The 15,881-nt window shown below is 70.9% G+C and carries 15 protein-coding genes; 2 read left to right on the forward strand and 13 right to left on the reverse strand.

The window, feature by feature from the left end:
• Nucleotides 1-26: 26 nt before the first annotated feature.
• The 6 genes from ACZ6S4_RS18895 to ACZ6S4_RS18920 all read right to left on the reverse strand — a co-directional run bounded on the left by ACZ6S4_RS18895 (nt 27) and on the right by ACZ6S4_RS18920 (nt 8,117).
• Nucleotides 27-764 (reverse strand): beta-phosphoglucomutase family hydrolase, encoded by a 738-nt coding sequence (locus ACZ6S4_RS18895; protein WP_465476191.1) that lies wholly within the window; start codon nt 762-764, stop codon nt 27-29.
• 78 nt (nt 765-842) lie between these two features.
• Nucleotides 843-1,361, reverse strand: a complete 519-nt coding sequence (locus ACZ6S4_RS18900; protein WP_465476192.1) for an ATP-binding protein — start codon at nt 1,359-1,361, stop codon at nt 843-845.
• A gap of 57 nt (nt 1,362-1,418) precedes the next feature.
• Nucleotides 1,419-2,333, reverse strand: a complete 915-nt coding sequence (locus ACZ6S4_RS18905; protein WP_465476193.1) for a hypothetical protein — start codon at nt 2,331-2,333, stop codon at nt 1,419-1,421.
• Nucleotides 2,334-2,428: 95 nt separating this feature from the next.
• Entirely contained in the window at nt 2,429-3,727 is a 1,299-nt protein-coding gene (locus tag ACZ6S4_RS18910) for an ABC transporter ATP-binding protein (protein WP_360551086.1), read from the reverse strand.
• Between the two features lie 212 nt (nt 3,728-3,939).
• Nucleotides 3,940-6,114 carry a bifunctional glycosyltransferase/CDP-glycerol:glycerophosphate glycerophosphotransferase gene (locus ACZ6S4_RS18915; protein WP_465476194.1) on the reverse strand — a complete coding sequence of 725 codons (2,175 nt, stop codon included), beginning with the start codon at nt 6,112-6,114 and terminating at the stop codon, nt 3,940-3,942.
• Nucleotides 6,111-8,117, reverse strand: a complete 2,007-nt coding sequence (locus tag ACZ6S4_RS18920) for a DUF5941 domain-containing protein (RefSeq protein WP_465476361.1) — start codon at nt 8,115-8,117, stop codon at nt 6,111-6,113. The genes ACZ6S4_RS18915 and ACZ6S4_RS18920 overlap by 4 nt, the downstream gene beginning before the upstream one ends.
• A 233-nt stretch (nt 8,118-8,350) precedes the next feature.
• On the opposite strand from ACZ6S4_RS18920, the gene ACZ6S4_RS18925 reads away from it, so the two are divergent.
• Complete coding sequence (locus tag ACZ6S4_RS18925; protein WP_203772772.1) at nt 8,351-8,533, forward strand: PspC domain-containing protein; 183 nt, start codon at nt 8,351-8,353, stop codon at nt 8,531-8,533.
• Nucleotides 8,534-8,591: 58 nt separating this feature from the next.
• Here ACZ6S4_RS18925 and ACZ6S4_RS18930 read toward each other — a convergent pair whose 3' ends face one another.
• From ACZ6S4_RS18930 to pdxH, 7 genes are all read right to left on the reverse strand, one after another.
• Nucleotides 8,592-9,359, reverse strand: a complete 768-nt coding sequence (locus ACZ6S4_RS18930; protein ID WP_465476195.1) for a DUF4230 domain-containing protein — start codon at nt 9,357-9,359, stop codon at nt 8,592-8,594.
• A 61-nt stretch (nt 9,360-9,420) separates the two neighbouring features.
• Complete coding sequence (locus tag ACZ6S4_RS18935) at nt 9,421-10,593, reverse strand: acyl-CoA dehydrogenase family protein (RefSeq protein WP_465476196.1); 1,173 nt, start codon at nt 10,591-10,593, stop codon at nt 9,421-9,423.
• Between the two features lie 18 nt (nt 10,594-10,611).
• On the reverse strand, nt 10,612-10,908 hold the full coding sequence (locus tag ACZ6S4_RS18940) for a type II toxin-antitoxin system VapB family antitoxin (RefSeq protein ID WP_125807223.1): 297 nt from the start codon (nt 10,906-10,908) through the stop codon (nt 10,612-10,614).
• A gap of 121 nt (nt 10,909-11,029) precedes the next feature.
• The gene (locus tag ACZ6S4_RS18945) at nt 11,030-11,680 is read right to left on the reverse strand and encodes a nitroreductase family protein (protein WP_465476197.1); all 651 of its coding nucleotides are present in this window, start codon (nt 11,678-11,680) and stop codon (nt 11,030-11,032) included.
• A 2-nt stretch (nt 11,681-11,682) separates the two neighbouring features.
• Nucleotides 11,683-12,612, reverse strand: coding sequence for an aldose 1-epimerase family protein (locus ACZ6S4_RS18950; RefSeq protein ID WP_465476198.1), 930 nt, complete (start codon nt 12,610-12,612; stop codon nt 11,683-11,685).
• A gap of 10 nt (nt 12,613-12,622) precedes the next feature.
• Nucleotides 12,623-13,945 (reverse strand): MFS transporter, encoded by a 1,323-nt coding sequence (locus ACZ6S4_RS18955; protein ID WP_465476199.1) that lies wholly within the window; start codon nt 13,943-13,945, stop codon nt 12,623-12,625.
• On the reverse strand, nt 13,942-14,568 hold the full coding sequence (gene pdxH / locus ACZ6S4_RS18960; RefSeq protein ID WP_465476362.1) for a pyridoxamine 5'-phosphate oxidase: 627 nt from the start codon (nt 14,566-14,568) through the stop codon (nt 13,942-13,944). The genes ACZ6S4_RS18955 and pdxH overlap by 4 nt, the downstream gene beginning before the upstream one ends.
• Nucleotides 14,569-14,772: 204 nt before the next feature.
• Between pdxH and ACZ6S4_RS18965 the strand changes: the two genes are divergently transcribed.
• Nucleotides 14,773-15,879, forward strand: a complete 1,107-nt coding sequence (locus ACZ6S4_RS18965) for a citrate synthase 2 (RefSeq protein WP_433724084.1) — start codon at nt 14,773-14,775, stop codon at nt 15,877-15,879.
• The last annotated feature ends 2 nt before the right edge of the window (nt 15,880-15,881 follow it).

Consider the following 15,881-nt stretch of genomic DNA (forward strand, 5'->3'; position numbering starts at 1 on the left):
AGAAAGGAGAAAGTCTGTAAGGGGAATTACTTGAGGAGCTCGGCGAGATCCTGCACGACGATGTCGGCGCCGTGCTCGCGCAGTGCGTCGGCCTGGCCGGCCCGGTCCACGCCGATCACGATGCCGAAACCGCCGGCCTTGCCGGCGGCCACGCCGGCCAGAGCGTCCTCGAACACCGCGCACTGCTCGGGGGCCACCCCGAGCAGTTTCGCGCCGGCCAGGAACGTGTCCGGGGCCGGCTTGCCCGGCAAGTGTTGCTCGCGGGCGGTGACGCCGTCCACGCGCACCTCGAGCAGCTCCGCGATGCCGGCCGCCCGCAAGACGTCGGCACAGTTGGCACTGGCCGACACGACGGCGCGGCGCAACCCGGCGGCCTTGGCCGCGTGCAGGTAGTCGACCGAGCCGGGGTAGACCTGTACGGCGCCTTCCTGGATCTTCTGCAGGACCAGGATGTTCTTGCGGTTGCCGATGCCGTTGACGGTCTCCGCGTCGGGACCGTCGTCGGGCGTGCCTTCGGGCAGGGTGATGCCCCGCGAGGCGAGGAACGTGCGAACCCCGTCCGCACGTTGCCGGCCGTCGACGTACTGGTGGTAGTCGGCGCCCGGGTCGAACGGTACAAACGGTTGTCCATGGTGCCGGGACCAGGTCTGGAGAAACGCGTCGAAGGTCTGTTTCCACGCCGCGTTATGCACCAGGGCGGTCTGCGTGAGCACGCCGTCAAGGTCGAAGAGGCACGCCGTCACATGAGGAGGTAGTCCAAGCACTGGCCCAATGTAGTCGCCCCGGATGGCCGACACGCCTCAATGCCCTCGATCACATTTCCACGGCGTTTCATTCAGCGTTCAGCCGGCTGTCGCGCCCTCGTTGACCAGGCCAGACAGGGTATTGCGGCCAGGCAGGTGTACGCACAGTTCGATAGTCGTGCCAATTGGGCCGGTCGCCATCGTCACTTCGTCGCACAGTTGGTGCGCCAGCCAGATGCCCCGGCCGCCCACCTCGAACGCCTCGGGCACGTTCGGCGGCCGGCGGAACTGCTCCGGGATGCCCGGCCCCGAGTCGGTCACCGTGCAGCACACCGTCGTCGCCGTGACCGACAGCACGATGCGACCCTGACCACCGGCGTGCAGCACGGCGTTGGTGATCACCTCGTTGATCGCGAGGACGAAGCCGTGCAGCCGGTCGGCGAGCAACCCGGTGTCCAGCCGCGCGGTGACCTCGTGGCGGACCACGGTGATCTCGTCGCGCCCGAACTTGCGGTCCAGCAGGGTCGACCCACCGGCCGGAGAGTGCACGGGGGTGGCGTCCGGCGACTCCCTGTCCGGAGCCGGACGCAGCACATGCTGGTCGACAGTCTCTTCCACCGCCGATCAGCCTACGCTGCGTACCGCCTCCGTGGCAGTCAAGGAACCGGTAATAGATCAGAACAGATTCGACAGGGTCCGCAGGATCTCGGCGTAGAAGTTGCCGTCGATGTCCCGGTACAGGCTGAACTTCATTCCCGGGCTACCGAAGAACGGCCGCAGGGTCCACGCCAGCTGGGTGCCGACGAAGCCGAAGAGCAGGATCCAGACGTACAGCAGGGTCATGCTCGGCGGCGTCGGCTGGCTCTCCTTCGGCGGCCGGACCGGGCGCGGGTGGTGCGAGATCGGAGTCAGCATGTAGCCCGGCGGCACCACGGGAGCCGCCTGTACGGGTGCCGGCGCCGGAGCGGTGAGCGTCGCGGTCCCGCCGCTGCCGTTGGCCGGCGTGGTGGCCGTCGCGCCGGCCGGCGCGAGCGCGGGACCGGCCGGGGCCTCGGCCGGCGTCGCCTGCTGCACCGCGGGCTTCTCCGGCGCCAGCAGGCCGTTCTCGTTGAGCACCCGCATGCCGCCGGTCAGGAAGCGCAGCCCGACCAGGGCCGACAGCGCCAGGATGGCCACGTTGAGCAGCTTGAAGAACCCGTAGTCGGGCGCGGTGATCAGGAAGAACAGCGCGATCGGGGCGAACGCCACGGCCAGCATCGCGGTGACCGTCAGCGCCACCATGACCAGCGCCAGCGACTGCCGCACCGAGAGCCGGGCCCCGAAGACCAGGTTGAACAGGTAGAGGGTGGGCAGGCAGATGGCCAGCGTGACCAGGAAGAGCAGCGGCAGCTTCACCGCCGAGGTGAGGGCCATCAGCACGCTGTGGAACGAGCCGAGGACCGCGCCGTAGCAGGCCAGGGCCACCACCGAGCTGAGCAGCATCTGACCGGTCAGGCGGTTGAGGGACCGGTCCTCCACCACCTGCTGCCAGATGCCCTGTCTGTCGCGCAGGATGCGTTCGATCACCAGAAGTCCGGATCCGTTGGCCACGTCCGTCCCCTCCTCGCCTCAACGACGTCGATACGCCATCGCACCGACGTAGGCGGGACGATAGGCCATCCGGTCAAGAGAAGCGAGAGGGGTTTTCAGCGCCAACCGACATCGATGCGATCGCCGCGCTCGTCGAAGAAGTGCAGGGCGTCCATCCGTACGTTGATCGCCAGCGGATGCCCCGGCGACACGGCCGGGTACGGCGCCAGCCGCACAGCCAGCTCCGCGGGCCGCCGGTGGTGCCGGCCCGGGTCGCTGAGCACCGAGGCCTTCTCGGCCTCCTCCCGCTCCAGCACGGCCTTGTCCGTACGCCCGGTGAGCCGCTGCAGCGCTCCCCCGATCCGCCGCACCACGCCGGTCTCGGAGTCGGTCTCGGTGACCGCCTTGCCCAGCTCGTCGACGACCACCGCGGTCGCCCCGATGTCCAGGAAGGCCAGCGACTCGTGCCCGTGGTGCTCGAGGTAGCGGATGCGTCCCTGCAGCACGTCGCCCGGGGTGTCCGGGGCGACCGGGGTGAGCGCCTCGGCCCGCATGCCGACGACGATGCGCTCACCGTGGTAGTGCGAGATCGCCCGCGCCCGGATGTCGTTCCACGGCAGGTAGAGGGCCTGCTCCCCGAGGTTCAGGGCGATGTAGCGGTCCAGGTGCACGTAGACCGACGCCTCGAGCAGGTTCATCCGGGGCGCGCCCAGGAAGGCGGCGACGTAGAGGGTGGCCGGGCGGCCGTACACCTCGGTCGGGGTGCCCAGGTCCTGCAGTACGCCCTTGCGCATGATCGCCACCCGGTCGGCCATGGTCAGCGCCTCGGCCTGGTCGTGGGTGACGTACATGGTGGTGACGCCCAGCTCGCGGGTCAGGCTGGTGATCTCGGCGCGCAGCTCCGCGCGCAGGCCGCTGTCGAGGTTGGACAGCGGCTCGTCCATCAGGAACAGCCCCGGGCGGCGCACGATGGCCCGGCCCATCGCGACCCGCTGGCGCTGGCCGCCGGAGAGCTGACCGGGCTTGCGGGCCAGCACGTCGCCGATGCCCAGCGCGCTGGCCACGTCGCCGATCCGCTCACCGCGCGGCCCGGGCTCGATGCCGGAGAGCTTGAGCGGGAAGCCGATGTTGTCGCCGACGGTCATGTGCGGATAGAGCGCGAAGTCCTGGAAGACCATGGCGATCCGCCGGTCGCGCGGCGCCAGGTCCATGACCGGTTCGCCGTTGAGCAGGATGGCGCCGGCCGAGGGGTCCTCCAGGCCGGCGATCATGCGCAGGACGGTGGACTTGCCGCACCCGGACGGCCCGAGCAGGACCATGAACTCACCGTCCTCGACGTCGAGGCTGACGCGGTCGACCGCGACCGTACCGTCCGGCCAGACCTTGGTGACGTCCTTGAGCGCGACGGTGGACACCGTCAACCTCCTGCGTTTGAGCTGCGACGATGGCTTAGCGTGACTACAGCCATCGATGCCTGCCATCGGGTGAACGTGCCATTTGCCGACAGTCACCGGATCGTCACCCGTTCATCGGGTTCACAAGATCGACTAATTGCATCGTCTGTGCAGGTCGCAGTACTCAGAGCCCCGTCGCGGCGGGAAGGACCGGATGTTCCGGACCGGAAGATTTACTTACCGGTACCGGCCAGTAACACCCGGCGCACGACCCGTTCGGCCGCTCCGCCGTCGTCGAGAGAGCAGAACCGCTCCCGGAACCGGGCCCGCCGCTCGCCCGCGGTGGCGTCCTCGTAGGCACCGCCGCGGAAGACCTCGACCAGTTCGGCGAAGGTCGTCGCCACCGCACCCGGCGGAAGTTCCATCAGGTCGAAATACGTGCCGCGCAGTTCACGGTAGGCCGGCCAGTCCGGCGCGAAGATCACCACCGGCCGGTCGAGCACGGCGAAATCGAACATCGCCGACGAGTAATCGGTGATCAGCACGTCGGCGGCCAGATAAAGGTCCTCGACCACCGGGTACGCGGACACGTCCAGGATCCGCCCCCGCCGTGCCTCGGTCCGCTGAGCCGCGGTGACGTGGAAGTAGTGGGCCCGTACGAGCAGCACCGTGTCCGGTCCCAGCCGGTCGGCGAACGCGTCGATGTCGAGCACCTGCTGACCGGGCGGCAGCCACTCCCGATGCGTCGGCGTGTAGAGCACGACCCGCTCGCCCGGCGCGATCCCCAGCTGCTCCCGCACAGCGGCCGCCTCCGCCGGTGTCGCCAGCGCCAGCCGGTCGTTGCGCGGGTAGCCGACCTCGAGCGTCTCGTACCGGCAGGGGTACGCCCGCTCCCAGGCGACCGTCGTGTGCGCGTTCGCCGTGATGCTGAAGTCCCAGCGGTCCGCCCGGCGCATCTGCGCCCGGAAGTCCTGGTCCTTGGCCGCGGCCGGGTGATCGGCCTGGTCCATGCCCATCATCTTCAGCGGCGTGCCGTGGTGGGTCATCACGTGCGTGGTGCCGGGCCGCTTGACCACCCAGTTCGGCCAGTTGACGTTGTTGACCAGCCAGCGCGCCCGGGCCAGCAGGCGGTAGTACTCCCGCGAGCCGGCGACCACGTAATCGGTGCCCGGCGGCACGGATTTGAGCCGGGACCGGCCGACCACCCACACGTTGCGCACGTCCGGGGCGAGCTCCGCCGCCTTGGCGGCGATTGCCGCGGGGTTGCAGCTCACCCCGCGATACCAGTACGCGGCGTACAGCGCGAGCTTGTCGTCCACCGGCCGCCGCAGCTGGAGCTTGTAGTAGCCGCGGTACACGCCTTCCCGGATCTTGCGGGCGAGCTTGCGGGCCCGGCGGATCGAGACCCGCTTGAACCGCCGCATCCTCTTGGCCTTGCGGGCCGCGCCCTCCGCGATCCGGAACGGCAGGAAGGCCTCTTTCTCCACGAGCCGGTACGGCAACCCCTCCGGTCCGTCCGGGATCTCGTAGCCCGCCGCGGGCCGGTACTTGCGGGCGTGCTCGACGATCCGCTCGAAGAAGCGCCGGCGCGAGCCCCGCCGCACCCGCTCGGCGTTGCGCAGCACGCTGAGGTAGTGCCAGAGCATGCGCTTGTAGAGACCCGGCCGCAGCACCTCCGGATGCGCCGAGAAGGAGTCGACCATGGTGAACGCGTGCTCCCAGTGGTCGAAGATCTCGAAGTGGCGATCTCCCAGGGTCCGGGTGATCGCCCCGGTCCGGCGCTGCCGGTAGTGCACGCAGGTGCGCGGCAGGCCGCTGATCCGCTGGGCCGCGGCCAGCACCGGGTACGTGAACGAGACGTCCTCGTACCAGCCCTGCTCGAAGCGGAAGTCGAGCTTGACCAGCAGGTCCCGGCGGACGACCTTGTTCCAGGCGACGTGCAGCACGTTGAGCACCCGCGGCCACTCCGCCACGGTGAACGTCTCCGGCGCCTCGGCCAGCACCTTCGCGGCGCCGGCGACCACCACCCGGCCGTCCCAGTGCACCCGGTCGAAACCGAAGATCAGCACGTCGGGATCGGTGTCGGCGAGCCGGTCGGCGATCGCGGTGAGCGCGCCCTGGGCCAGCCAGTCGTCGCTGTCCAGGAACCAGACGTAGTCGCCGGTCGCGTGGTCGAGACCGAGGTTGCGGGCCCGGCCCAGGCCGACGTTCTCGGGCGCGGTGACGACCTTGACCCGGGAGTCACGCGCGGCGTATTCGGCCAGGATGGCGCCGCTGTGGTCCGGCGAGCAGTCGTCGACGGCCACGATCTCGATGTCGGTGAACGGCTGCTCCAGCAGGGAGTCCAGGCACTGGCGCAGGTAGCCCTGCACCTTGTACACGGGCAGGACCACGCTGAGCAGGGTCATCGCTTACCTCCGGAGCGCCAGTCACGAACCGCACCCGCGAGGAACGAGCCGCCCATGACGACGGCGAGCAGCAGCTCCCCGACCGTGGCGACCCCGAACAGTGCACTCAGCACCAGCACGACGACCCGGCCGTCCCAGCCGAGCCACGCCCTCGCCGCAGTGGCGTCGGGCGCACCCTTCTCCATCCGGGCGGTCAGGTCGTAGTGATCCAGTGCCAGGACGAACAACAGCAGGTAAACAATGGGCGTCGGCACGGCACAGATCAGGCCGACCGCGACGACCATGAGGTATTCGGCCGCGCGCAGCCCGGCCGGGATCAGCCAGTCCAGCGGGCCGTCGTGCCGCGCCCGGGCGGCCAGCCCGGCGGCGAGCACCAGCAGCGTGACCACAACAAGCCAGATCGAGGCGTCGCCGGCCCGGACCAGGTCCACCCTGAGGTCGCCGGAGGTCCAGAAGCCCGACTCGCTGCCGCCCGGCACGCCGCCGGTCAGCAGCCCGATCACCAGTCCCAGCGCCGCCAGGGCCGCCACGACAGTGCAGACCAGCGGGGCCTTGACCTTCGCCGCGCTCAGCACCGCACGGACGAGCAGGCCGTCGTCGCGGTGCCGCGACGTGTCAACCGTGTCCAGCACGCCGACGCGCATCGAGATCGAGCGCAAAGAGCGCAGACCCAACGTGTACGCGGCAGCGAGCAGTCCCCAGCCCACCACGGCAGCCAGGGCCACCCGCCCGTTGCTCACCGCGGCGAGCACGGCGATCAGAGCCCAGCGCTCCCCGATCGGGAAGACCACGATCCGCTTGAGCCAGTACGCCGCCGAGCCGGTGTCCGCCTGGACCCGGTTCGAGGCCCGGCTCAGCCGTGCTCCCACGCCACCGCCGGCGTCACTGTTGCCGGCGGTGCCGACGGACTGCCGGGCGGCGGCTTCGTCGTGCAGGGCGCCGTACCAGGTGTCGGTCATGTGGCGGACCGTCTGCAACACGATGGCGGTGATCGCGAGCGGCCACGCGTACGGCAGGCCGGCCCGTTCCGCACCGGCGGCGAGACCGGCGTAGACCGCGTACTCCTTGGCGCGGTCGGCCATGGTGTCGAGCCAGCCGCCGAACGCGCCGAACGTGCGGGTGTAGCGGGCCAGTTGTCCGTCCACACAGTCCAGGACGAAGCCGAGGTAGAGCAGGACCGCCCCGGCGATCAGCGCGGGCCGCGAACCCTCCCAGAAGGCGAGGGCGGCGGCCACGGCGAAGACGACGGACACGGCGGTGACGCCGCTCGGGGTCAGGCCGAGGCGGGCGCACAGCTTGGTGACGCTCGGGGACCAGGTACTCACCGCGTACGTGGTGAAGAAGTCGTCCTTCTCCTTGACGGCCAGCCGCAGCAACGCGGCGTCCTCGTCCACCGCGGCGACAGCGGCCCGGGCGCTGACGAGACCGGCCTCGGTGTGCACCCGCTCGGCGTGCAGCAGCCGCACCCGGGTGGCGATGGGCACCAGCCCTGCCTCCAGCAGAGCGCGCAGCAGCACGTCGATGGCGTCGCGCTGAGCGGTCGCGGTGGCCGCGCCCTCACCGGCATCGTTCGCGGGCGACGGCTGAACCGAGTGGCCGGCCGCCCGCGACGCGGCGGCCGCCAGGATCGGCAGGTCGGCCGGGGCGATGCTGATCGCGCCCAGGAAGCGGGTCGTACCGTCAGTGGCGAACACCAGGCGGCCGCGCTCCTCGCGCAGATCACCACCGTCTTCGGCGACCACCAGCGCGGTGCTGCGGCCGGCCGGCTCGGTGGCCAGGGTGCGCAGCAGACTGGGATGGGCCACCAGGTTGTCGGCGCAGAGCAGCAGCGGCTCGGCGGCGCCGGCGGCGATCCGGGCGACCTCGCGCAGCTGATCCGCGACGTCGAGACCATCCACCGGAACGACGGTCGTGGACCCCGCGGCGGCCAGCGCCGCGGTCAGCTCGTCGGCGAGCCGGCGGGCGGCCCCCGGACCGAGGTCGTTACCGGTGCTCCCGCACAGGACGGCGAGCGTCACCGAGACATCCCTCCCACCTCGGACGCCCGTGCACGCGGTGTGTGGGGGCGAGATTGCCCAGATGTTAACAGCGGCCTCACGACGGGTACGGGTAGCCCTTACGGGAATGTGAGCGCCCTTCTCCACCTCGGGACCGAGGGCGAAGTGGCGGCTGGTCCATACCGTTGACAGTGGTTGCGGCGCTCGGCTGCGACCACCACCGATGAGGAGTGAGTGACGTGACCCGCCGACTTGCCCGGCCCCGCGACGACCGATGGATCGCCGGCGTCTGTTCCGCCCTGGCCCGCCGGTTCGGGGTGTCCTCCGGAGTGATGCGGCTGATCTTCGTCGTGTCCTGCCTGCTGCCCGGCCCGCAGTTCCTGATCTACCTGATCCTCTGGGTCCTGCTCCCCAACGAGTGACCTCAGCCGCAGCGCGGCGCCCCTTCCCACGGTCGGGAAGGGGCGCCGCCTCTTTGCGTCAGGGAGTGGCGAAGGTGACCGTCACCGAGGTGTAGCCCAGGCTGGCGAGCAGGCCGGTGAGCATCTTCTCGGTGTTGTCGCGGGCCCGCTGATCGAGCCCGCTGCTGCGCGCCGCCTCGGTGATCCGCTGCTGGGCGAGCTGATAGACGCGCTGCTGCTGGTTCGGATCGTTGCTGAACGCGCCACCGATGCGGTTGAGCAGGCCGCGTTCCTCCGCGACCACGTAGCTGCGCTCCATGTCGAGGGCGGCCTGGCCCTGCTGCGGCGCGGGCAGCTCGATCCGCACCGACTTGTCCGCGTTGTTGACCTTGAGCGCGCCCTCGGTGAGCGTGCCGAAGTCCACGTACTCCTCGACCGTGCCCGAGCCCACGAACAGCGTGCGCTTGTTGACCAGGAACTCGGGGATGTTCTCCTTGTTCTCCTGGAGGTCGACGATGACCTGGAAGGTGCCGTCGGCCGCGACGTAGCGGCTCAGGTCCCGCATCGACTGCAGCAGCACCGGCTGGCTGCGGTCGGTGGTCTTGTCGGAGAACGGGTTGTCGAAGCTGGGCAGGACGTTGATCGCGCGCAGCCCGAGGCACATGGCCACGATCAGCGCGAAGACCACTCCGGTGAAGATGAGGACGCGGGCGAACCCGCCGAGACCCGGCTTGGGCTCCGCGGTCGGGGCCGGATCATCCACGGATGGTGCGGGGCGGGTCGCTACCTGGTCGTCGACCTCGGGATACTCCCGGGTCGGCTCGTCGACGTCACGCGAACTTGCCATCGGTGCTCACCCCCTCCTTCTGCGGTCAACGGTACGGAAGGGGTACGACACTCGCACCCGGTCAGCCGGCGAAGGCGCTCAGCCCCGTCAATTTCTGCCCGATGACCAGCTGGTGGATCTCCGAGGTTCCCTCGTACGTGAGCACACTTTCGAGGTTGTTGGCGTGCCTGAGCACCGGATACTCGCCGCTGATGCCGTTGGCGCCGAGGATCGTGCGGCACTGCCGGGCGATCTTGATGGCTTCCCGGACGTTGTTGAGTTTGCCCACGCTGACCTGCTCGGGACGCAGCCCGACCGAGTCGTGCCGGCGGCCCAGGTGCAGCGCCAGCAGATAGCCCTTCTGCAGCTCGAGGGTCATGTCTGCCAACTTCGCCTGGGTGAGCTGGAAACCCGCGATCGGGCGGCCGAACTGCTCGCGGGTGCCCGCGTACGCGATTGCGGTCTCCAGGCAGTCGCGGGCCGCACCCAGCGCGCCCCAGACGATGCCGAACCGGGCCTCGGTGAGGCAGGACAGCGGAGCCTTGAGGCCGCGCGCGGTGGGCAACCGGGCCGAGTCGGGCACCCGGACGTCGTCGAGGGTGATCTCGCCGGTGGCCGAGGCCCGCAGCGACAGCTTGAGCTTGACCTCGCGGGCGCTGAAACCCTCGGTCGAGGTCGGCACGGCGAACCCGGCCACGCCCTCGTCGGTGCGGGCCCAGATCACCGCCACGTCGGCGACCGGGGCGTTGGTGATCCACATCTTGCCGCCGGTCAGCACCCAGTCGTCGCCGTCGCGCCGGGCGCGGGTCGCCATGTTCGCCGGGTCGGAGCCGTGGTCCGGCTCGGTCAGCCCGAAGCAGCCGATCAGCTCCCCGGCGGCCATGCCGGGCAGCCAGCGCTGCTTCTGCTCCTCGCTGCCGTACTTCCAGATGGCGTACATCGCGAGCGAGCCCTGCACGGAGACGAGCGAGCGCACGCCCGAATCGGCGGCCTCCAGCTCCATGCACGCCAGCCCGTACGCGACCGCGGACGCGCCGGCGCAGCCGTAGCCGGTGAGGTGCATGCCGAGCAGGCCCAGCTTGCCGAACTCGAGGGACAGGTCGCGGACGGGGACCTCGCCGCGCTCGTACCAGTCGGCGACGTAGGGGCGGACCCGGTCGTCCACGACCCGGCGGGCGAGCGCGCGGACGTCGCGCTCCTCGTCGGTCAGCAGAGCGTCCAGGTCGAGGAGATCGAGCGGGGAGACGACGGCCATACCAATAAACTAGCGGTGTTAGTTGTCGATGACGAGCACTCTCGCGTGGATCTGGTTGCGTTGCTGCAGCGCGGCCCGTAGCGCGCGGTGCAGACCGTCCTCCAGATAGAGACCGCCGTGCCACTCGACGACGTGCGGGAACAGGTCGCCGTAGAACGTCGAGTCCTCGGCCAGCAGCTTGTCCAGGGCCAGCTCACGCTTGGTGGTGATGAGATCGGCCAGCCGGATGGGGCGGGGCGGGATCTCGGCCCATCTCTTGAGTGTCGTGTGATGGTCGGGGTACGGCGCTCCGTCCCGTACCGCTTTGAAGATCACGACGGCACGCTCCCCTCCGGTCCTCACGCACGTCCAGCCCGCCCGGCGGGCAGCTCTGCCTGCCAGCCTAGCGAGCCGCCAGCCTAGCGGCCGGTCCGCGTCCCGGCGTCGTCACCCGTTGTCAGGTTTCCCTCGCGGACGGCCCACCGGTCGCGGTCCACCGGCCATGATGCACCACCTCGTCCACCGGGCGGTGCCCGCGGCGTAGTGACGGTGACCTCTTGTCGGGGGCCGGATAGCCGATCGTCAGGGCGCCCACCGGCACGAATTCGTGAGGAATGCCGAATGCGTCCCGGAATGCACCGACCCGGTCGGCCGGCACCCCGAAGAACAGCGAACCCAGCTCCTCGTTCACCGCGGTCAGGTGGATGAGCAGGGCGGCGAAGCCGGTGTCGATGTCCCAGTACGGCACCGGCCAGCGGCTCTCGTCCCGGTCGGTCCAGCCCTTGTCGGCCTGGGCGTAACGCTCCAGGTAGACCGACTTGTTGGAGAGCGCCACGATGATCAGCGGCGCCGAGCGCATCCGGTCGAGCCACGAGCCGGCCGCGGCCTGTTCCGCGGCGGTGTCGCCACGCGGCGCGGTCACCGACCAGTAGAGCTCGCGGTCCGCCGGCTCGCTCAGCACCAGGAAACCCCAGCCCTGGGAGAAGCCGGCCGAGGGCGCCCGCAACGCGTGCCGGATCAGCTTGTCGACGATCTCCGGCGGCACCGGCCGGTCCTTGTCGTACGTGCGGACCATCCGGCGCCGGCGCAGGACCTCGTCGAACTCCATGCTCAGGCCGCCGAGGGCCGCACACCCCAGCTGGCCCGCCAGGTCTGCCCGGGCGCCAGCACGATCAGGTCGCGGCCGGAGCGGAACGCGTCCGGCGGGCAGGTCATCGGCTCGATGGCCAGGGACCGGCGGAACCGCTCACCGGTCAGCGTGTCACCGGTGAAGACCTGCCACCAGTGGAAGTTCTCGTCGCCCCAGACCGTGACGGACTGCGAGCCGTCGGGCGCGGCGATGGTCACCGCGGATCCACCGTCCGGCCGGCGGTCCAGGTCGCCCCAGGTGGTGTCCAGCACGGCCGAGCCGACCCGGCGGGGCTCGGTGTAGTCGTACTCCGTCCCGGCCACCTTGACCGCGCCGATCGGCAGCAGCCGGGCGTCGGCCAGGACCCGGCTGCGGCCGGGCACGTGCAGCAGGATGTCGTCGACCGCGACGCCGGGCAGCTGGAGGTACGGGTGCACGGAGAAGCCCCAGGGCGCGTTCTGGTCGCTGGTGTTGACGACCTCCTGCTCCGAGCGCAGCCCGTCGGCGGAGACGCTCCACCGGGTGCGCAGGGTCAGCGCCCACGGGTAGCCGATCTGCGGCGGCAGGTCGAACTCCACCGTCACCGAGTCACCCGTCTGGTCGGCGAGCTTCCACCGCGACCAGTTGGTCAGCCCGTGGATCGCGTTGTGCCGCGCGGGCTCGGTCAGCGACAGCTGGTACGCGGTGTCCTCGAACGTGTAGTGCCCGTCGCGGATCCGGTTGGGCCAGGGGGCCAGGATCTGGCCGGCCGACGCCGGCGAGATCTCGTCCGGGCCGAAGCCGTCCAGGACCTCCCGGCCGCCCACGGAGTAATGGCGTAGCACGCCACCGACCTCCACGATCACGGCCCGGTGGCCATCGGCCTCGATGGCCCACTGCAATCCAGATCTCGCCGCCACGACGTCAGTCATGCCGCTGACATTATCGGTTGTCCTCCGAGACGGCGGGGGGACGGTAGCGAAGCAGGGCGGGGAAGGCCAGCGCGAGCACGACCGCCAGCCCGGCGGCGGCGAAACCGCCACCCGCCCAGGAGGCGGTGGGCCCGGCCACGTCGGCGGTGGCACCGGCCCGCAGATCACCCAGCCGGGGACCGCCGGCCACCACCACGGTGAAGACGCCCTGCAGCCGGCCGCGCAGCCGGTCGGGCGCGAACGTCTGCAGGATCGACTGCCGGTAGACGGCACTGACCAGGTCGGCCGCGCCGCCGACGGCGAGCAGCAGCACCATCAGCCAGAGCGAGTGGGCCAGGCCGGCCAGCCCGACCGCGATGCCCCAGCCCACGACGGCGATGACCAGGGCGAGCCCCTGCCGCTTGATCCGCCCGATCCAGCCCGAGGTCAGGCCGCCGAGCACCGAACCGATCGCGATGGCCGCGAAGAGCCAGCCCACGGCCGAGCCCCCGCCGAAGCGGTCCTCGGCGATCTCCGGGAACAGCGCCCGCGGCATGGCCAGCACCATCGCGACGATGTCCACCGCGAAGGAGAGCAGCAGCACCGGCTGGCCGGCCAGGAACCGCAGGCCGTCGGCGATGCCGCGCAGACCGGCGGTGGGCCGGGCGGTGACGCCGTCGTCGTGCACCGGCGGGATCGACGGCAGCCGGTAGGTGGCCCAGAACGAGATGCTGAACAGCACCGCGTCGACCGCGTACGCGATGGTCACGCCGGTGTCGGTGGACCAGGCGCCGAAGATCAGGCCCGCGGCCAGCGGGCCGAGGACGCCGCCGGCGGTCGTGGTCGTGTAGGCCAGGGTGTTCGCCGCCGGCACCAGGTCGCCCGGCACGATCCGCGGGATGATCGCCTGCCGGGCCGGTGAGCTCACCGCGAAGCCGGCCGACTGCACGGCGGTCAGCGCGAGCAGCACCCAGGGACTGTGCAGGCCGAGCAGCGCCTGCCCCAGCAGGCCGGCCGTGGCCACCCAGGCCAGCGTGGAACTGGCCAGCAGCAGCTTGCGGCGGTCCACCACGTCGGCGGCGGCGCCGCCCCACAGCCCGAAGACCAGCAGCGGGACCAGGGCGGCGATCCCGAGCAGGCCCACCCAGGCGGAGGACCGGGTGATCGAGAACATCTCCACCGGTACGGCCACCGAGGTGAACTGGAAGCCGAAGTACGAGACGCCGTTGCCGATCCACATCCGCCGGTACGCCGTCCCGCGCAGCGGCCGGACGTCGATGACCCAGCTGCGGCGCCGCTCCTTGACGGCTTCCCCGGTGACCCGGCTCGCGGCCTCGACCGGCTCCTGGCTCACGGAGCGAGCCGCTCGACGACCCAGCCCGTGCCCGTACGGCGGAAGCGCAGCCTGTCGTGCAGCCGGTTGCTCCGGCCCTGCCAGAACTCGACGGTCTCGGGGATCACCCGCAGCCCACCCCAGTGCGGCGGGGGCGGCACCGGCCCCTCGCTGCCGAACCGCTCGACGGCGGCGGCCAGCCCGGCCTCCACCGCGGCCCGGTCGGGCAGCACCTGACTCTGCGGGCTCGCCCACGCGCCGAGCTGCGAGCCGCGCGGCCGGGTCGCGAAGTACTCCTCGGTCTCGGCCCGGTCCACCCGCTCGACGGCGCCGGCCACCAGCACCTGCCGCTGCATCGGGAACCACGGGAACACCAGGCTCGCCGCCGGGTTGCTCAGCGCCTCCGTGCCCTTGCGGGAGGTGTAGTTGGTGAAGAAGACGAAACCGCGCTCGTCGTAGCCCTTGAGCAGGACCGTACGGGCGCTGGGCCGGGCCGCCGGGTCGGCCGTGGCGACGATCATGGCGTTGGGCTCGGGCAGGCCGGCCGCGCCCGCCTCGGCGAACCAGCGGGCGAACTGGCTGGTCCAGTCCGCGGCCAGGTCGGACTCGAGCAGCGCGCCCCGCTCGGTGTAGTCGCGCCGCATGCCGGCGGGCGACAAGGATTCCGGGGTCACACGCTCTCCTTATCCGAGATTGACCAATCGAACCCAAGTCCCGGACGAGGGCCCGTCCCCTCGGCGAGGATAGGTGTCGCCGACAGCACATTTCCGCGGGTCGACCACCGGTCACCCAGCGGGCAAGATGAAACACCCACGGCTTGTTCCAGCCGGGACCCCAGGAGGCGCATCGTGTCCGATTTCAAGCCGGGCCTGGAAGGCGTGATCGCCTTCGAGACGGAGATCGCCGAGCCCGACAAGGCGGGCGGCGCGCTGCGCTACCGGGGCGTCGACATCGAGGATCTCATCGGTCACGTCTCGTTCGGCAACGTCTGGGCCCTGCTGGTCGACGGGCGCTTCGGTCCCGGGTTGCCGCCGGCCGAGCCGTTCCCGGTCCCGGTGCACTCCGGCGACATCCGCGTCGACGTGCAGTCCGCGGTCGCCATGCTCGCGCCGTACTGGGGGCTCGGCCAAATGCTCGACATCGACGACGAGCAGGTCCGCACCGACCTGGCCCGGGTCTCGGTCACCGCGCTGTCGTTCGTCGCTCAGGCGGCTCGCGGGCTGGGCCTGCCGGCCGTGCCGCAGAAGGACATCGACAAGGCACAGACGATCGTCGAGCGGTTCATGAAGCGCTGGCGCGGCGAGCCCGACCCCCGGCACGTCAAGGCGGTCGACGCGTATTTCATCTCGGCGGCCGAGCACGGCCTGAACGCCTCCACCTTCACGGCCCGGATCGTCGCCTCGACCGGCGCGGACGCCGCGGCCTGCATCTCCTCCGGCATCGGCGCGCTCTCCGGCCCGCTGCACGGCGGCGCCCCGTCCCGGGTGCTGCACATGATCGAGGCCGTCGAGCGCAGCGGCGACGCGGAGGGTTACGTCAAGGGCGTGCTCGACCGCGGCGAGCGGCTGATGGGCTTCGGCCACCGCGTCTACCGCGCCGAGGACCCGCGCGCCCGCGTGCTGCGGCGCACGGCCAAGGAGCTGGGCGCGCCCCGCTTCGAGGTCGCCGAGGCCCTGGAGAAGGCCGCCCTGGCCGAGCTGCACGCCCGCAAGCCCGACCGGGTGCTGGCCACCAACGTCGAGTTCTGGTCCGCGGTGGTGCTGGACTTCGCCGAGGTCCCCTCGCACATGTTCACCTCGATGTTCACCTGCGCCCGGGTGGCGGGCTGGAGTGCCCACATCCTGGAGCAGAAGAGGCTGGGCCGCATCGTGCGCCCGAGCGCCCTCTATGTGGGACCGGAGCCGCGCAAGCCCCAGGACGTCGAGGGCTGGGACGCGGTGCCGCATAATCTGTAACG

The sequence above is a fragment of the Actinoplanes sp. NPDC051405 genome (assembly GCF_055586185.1).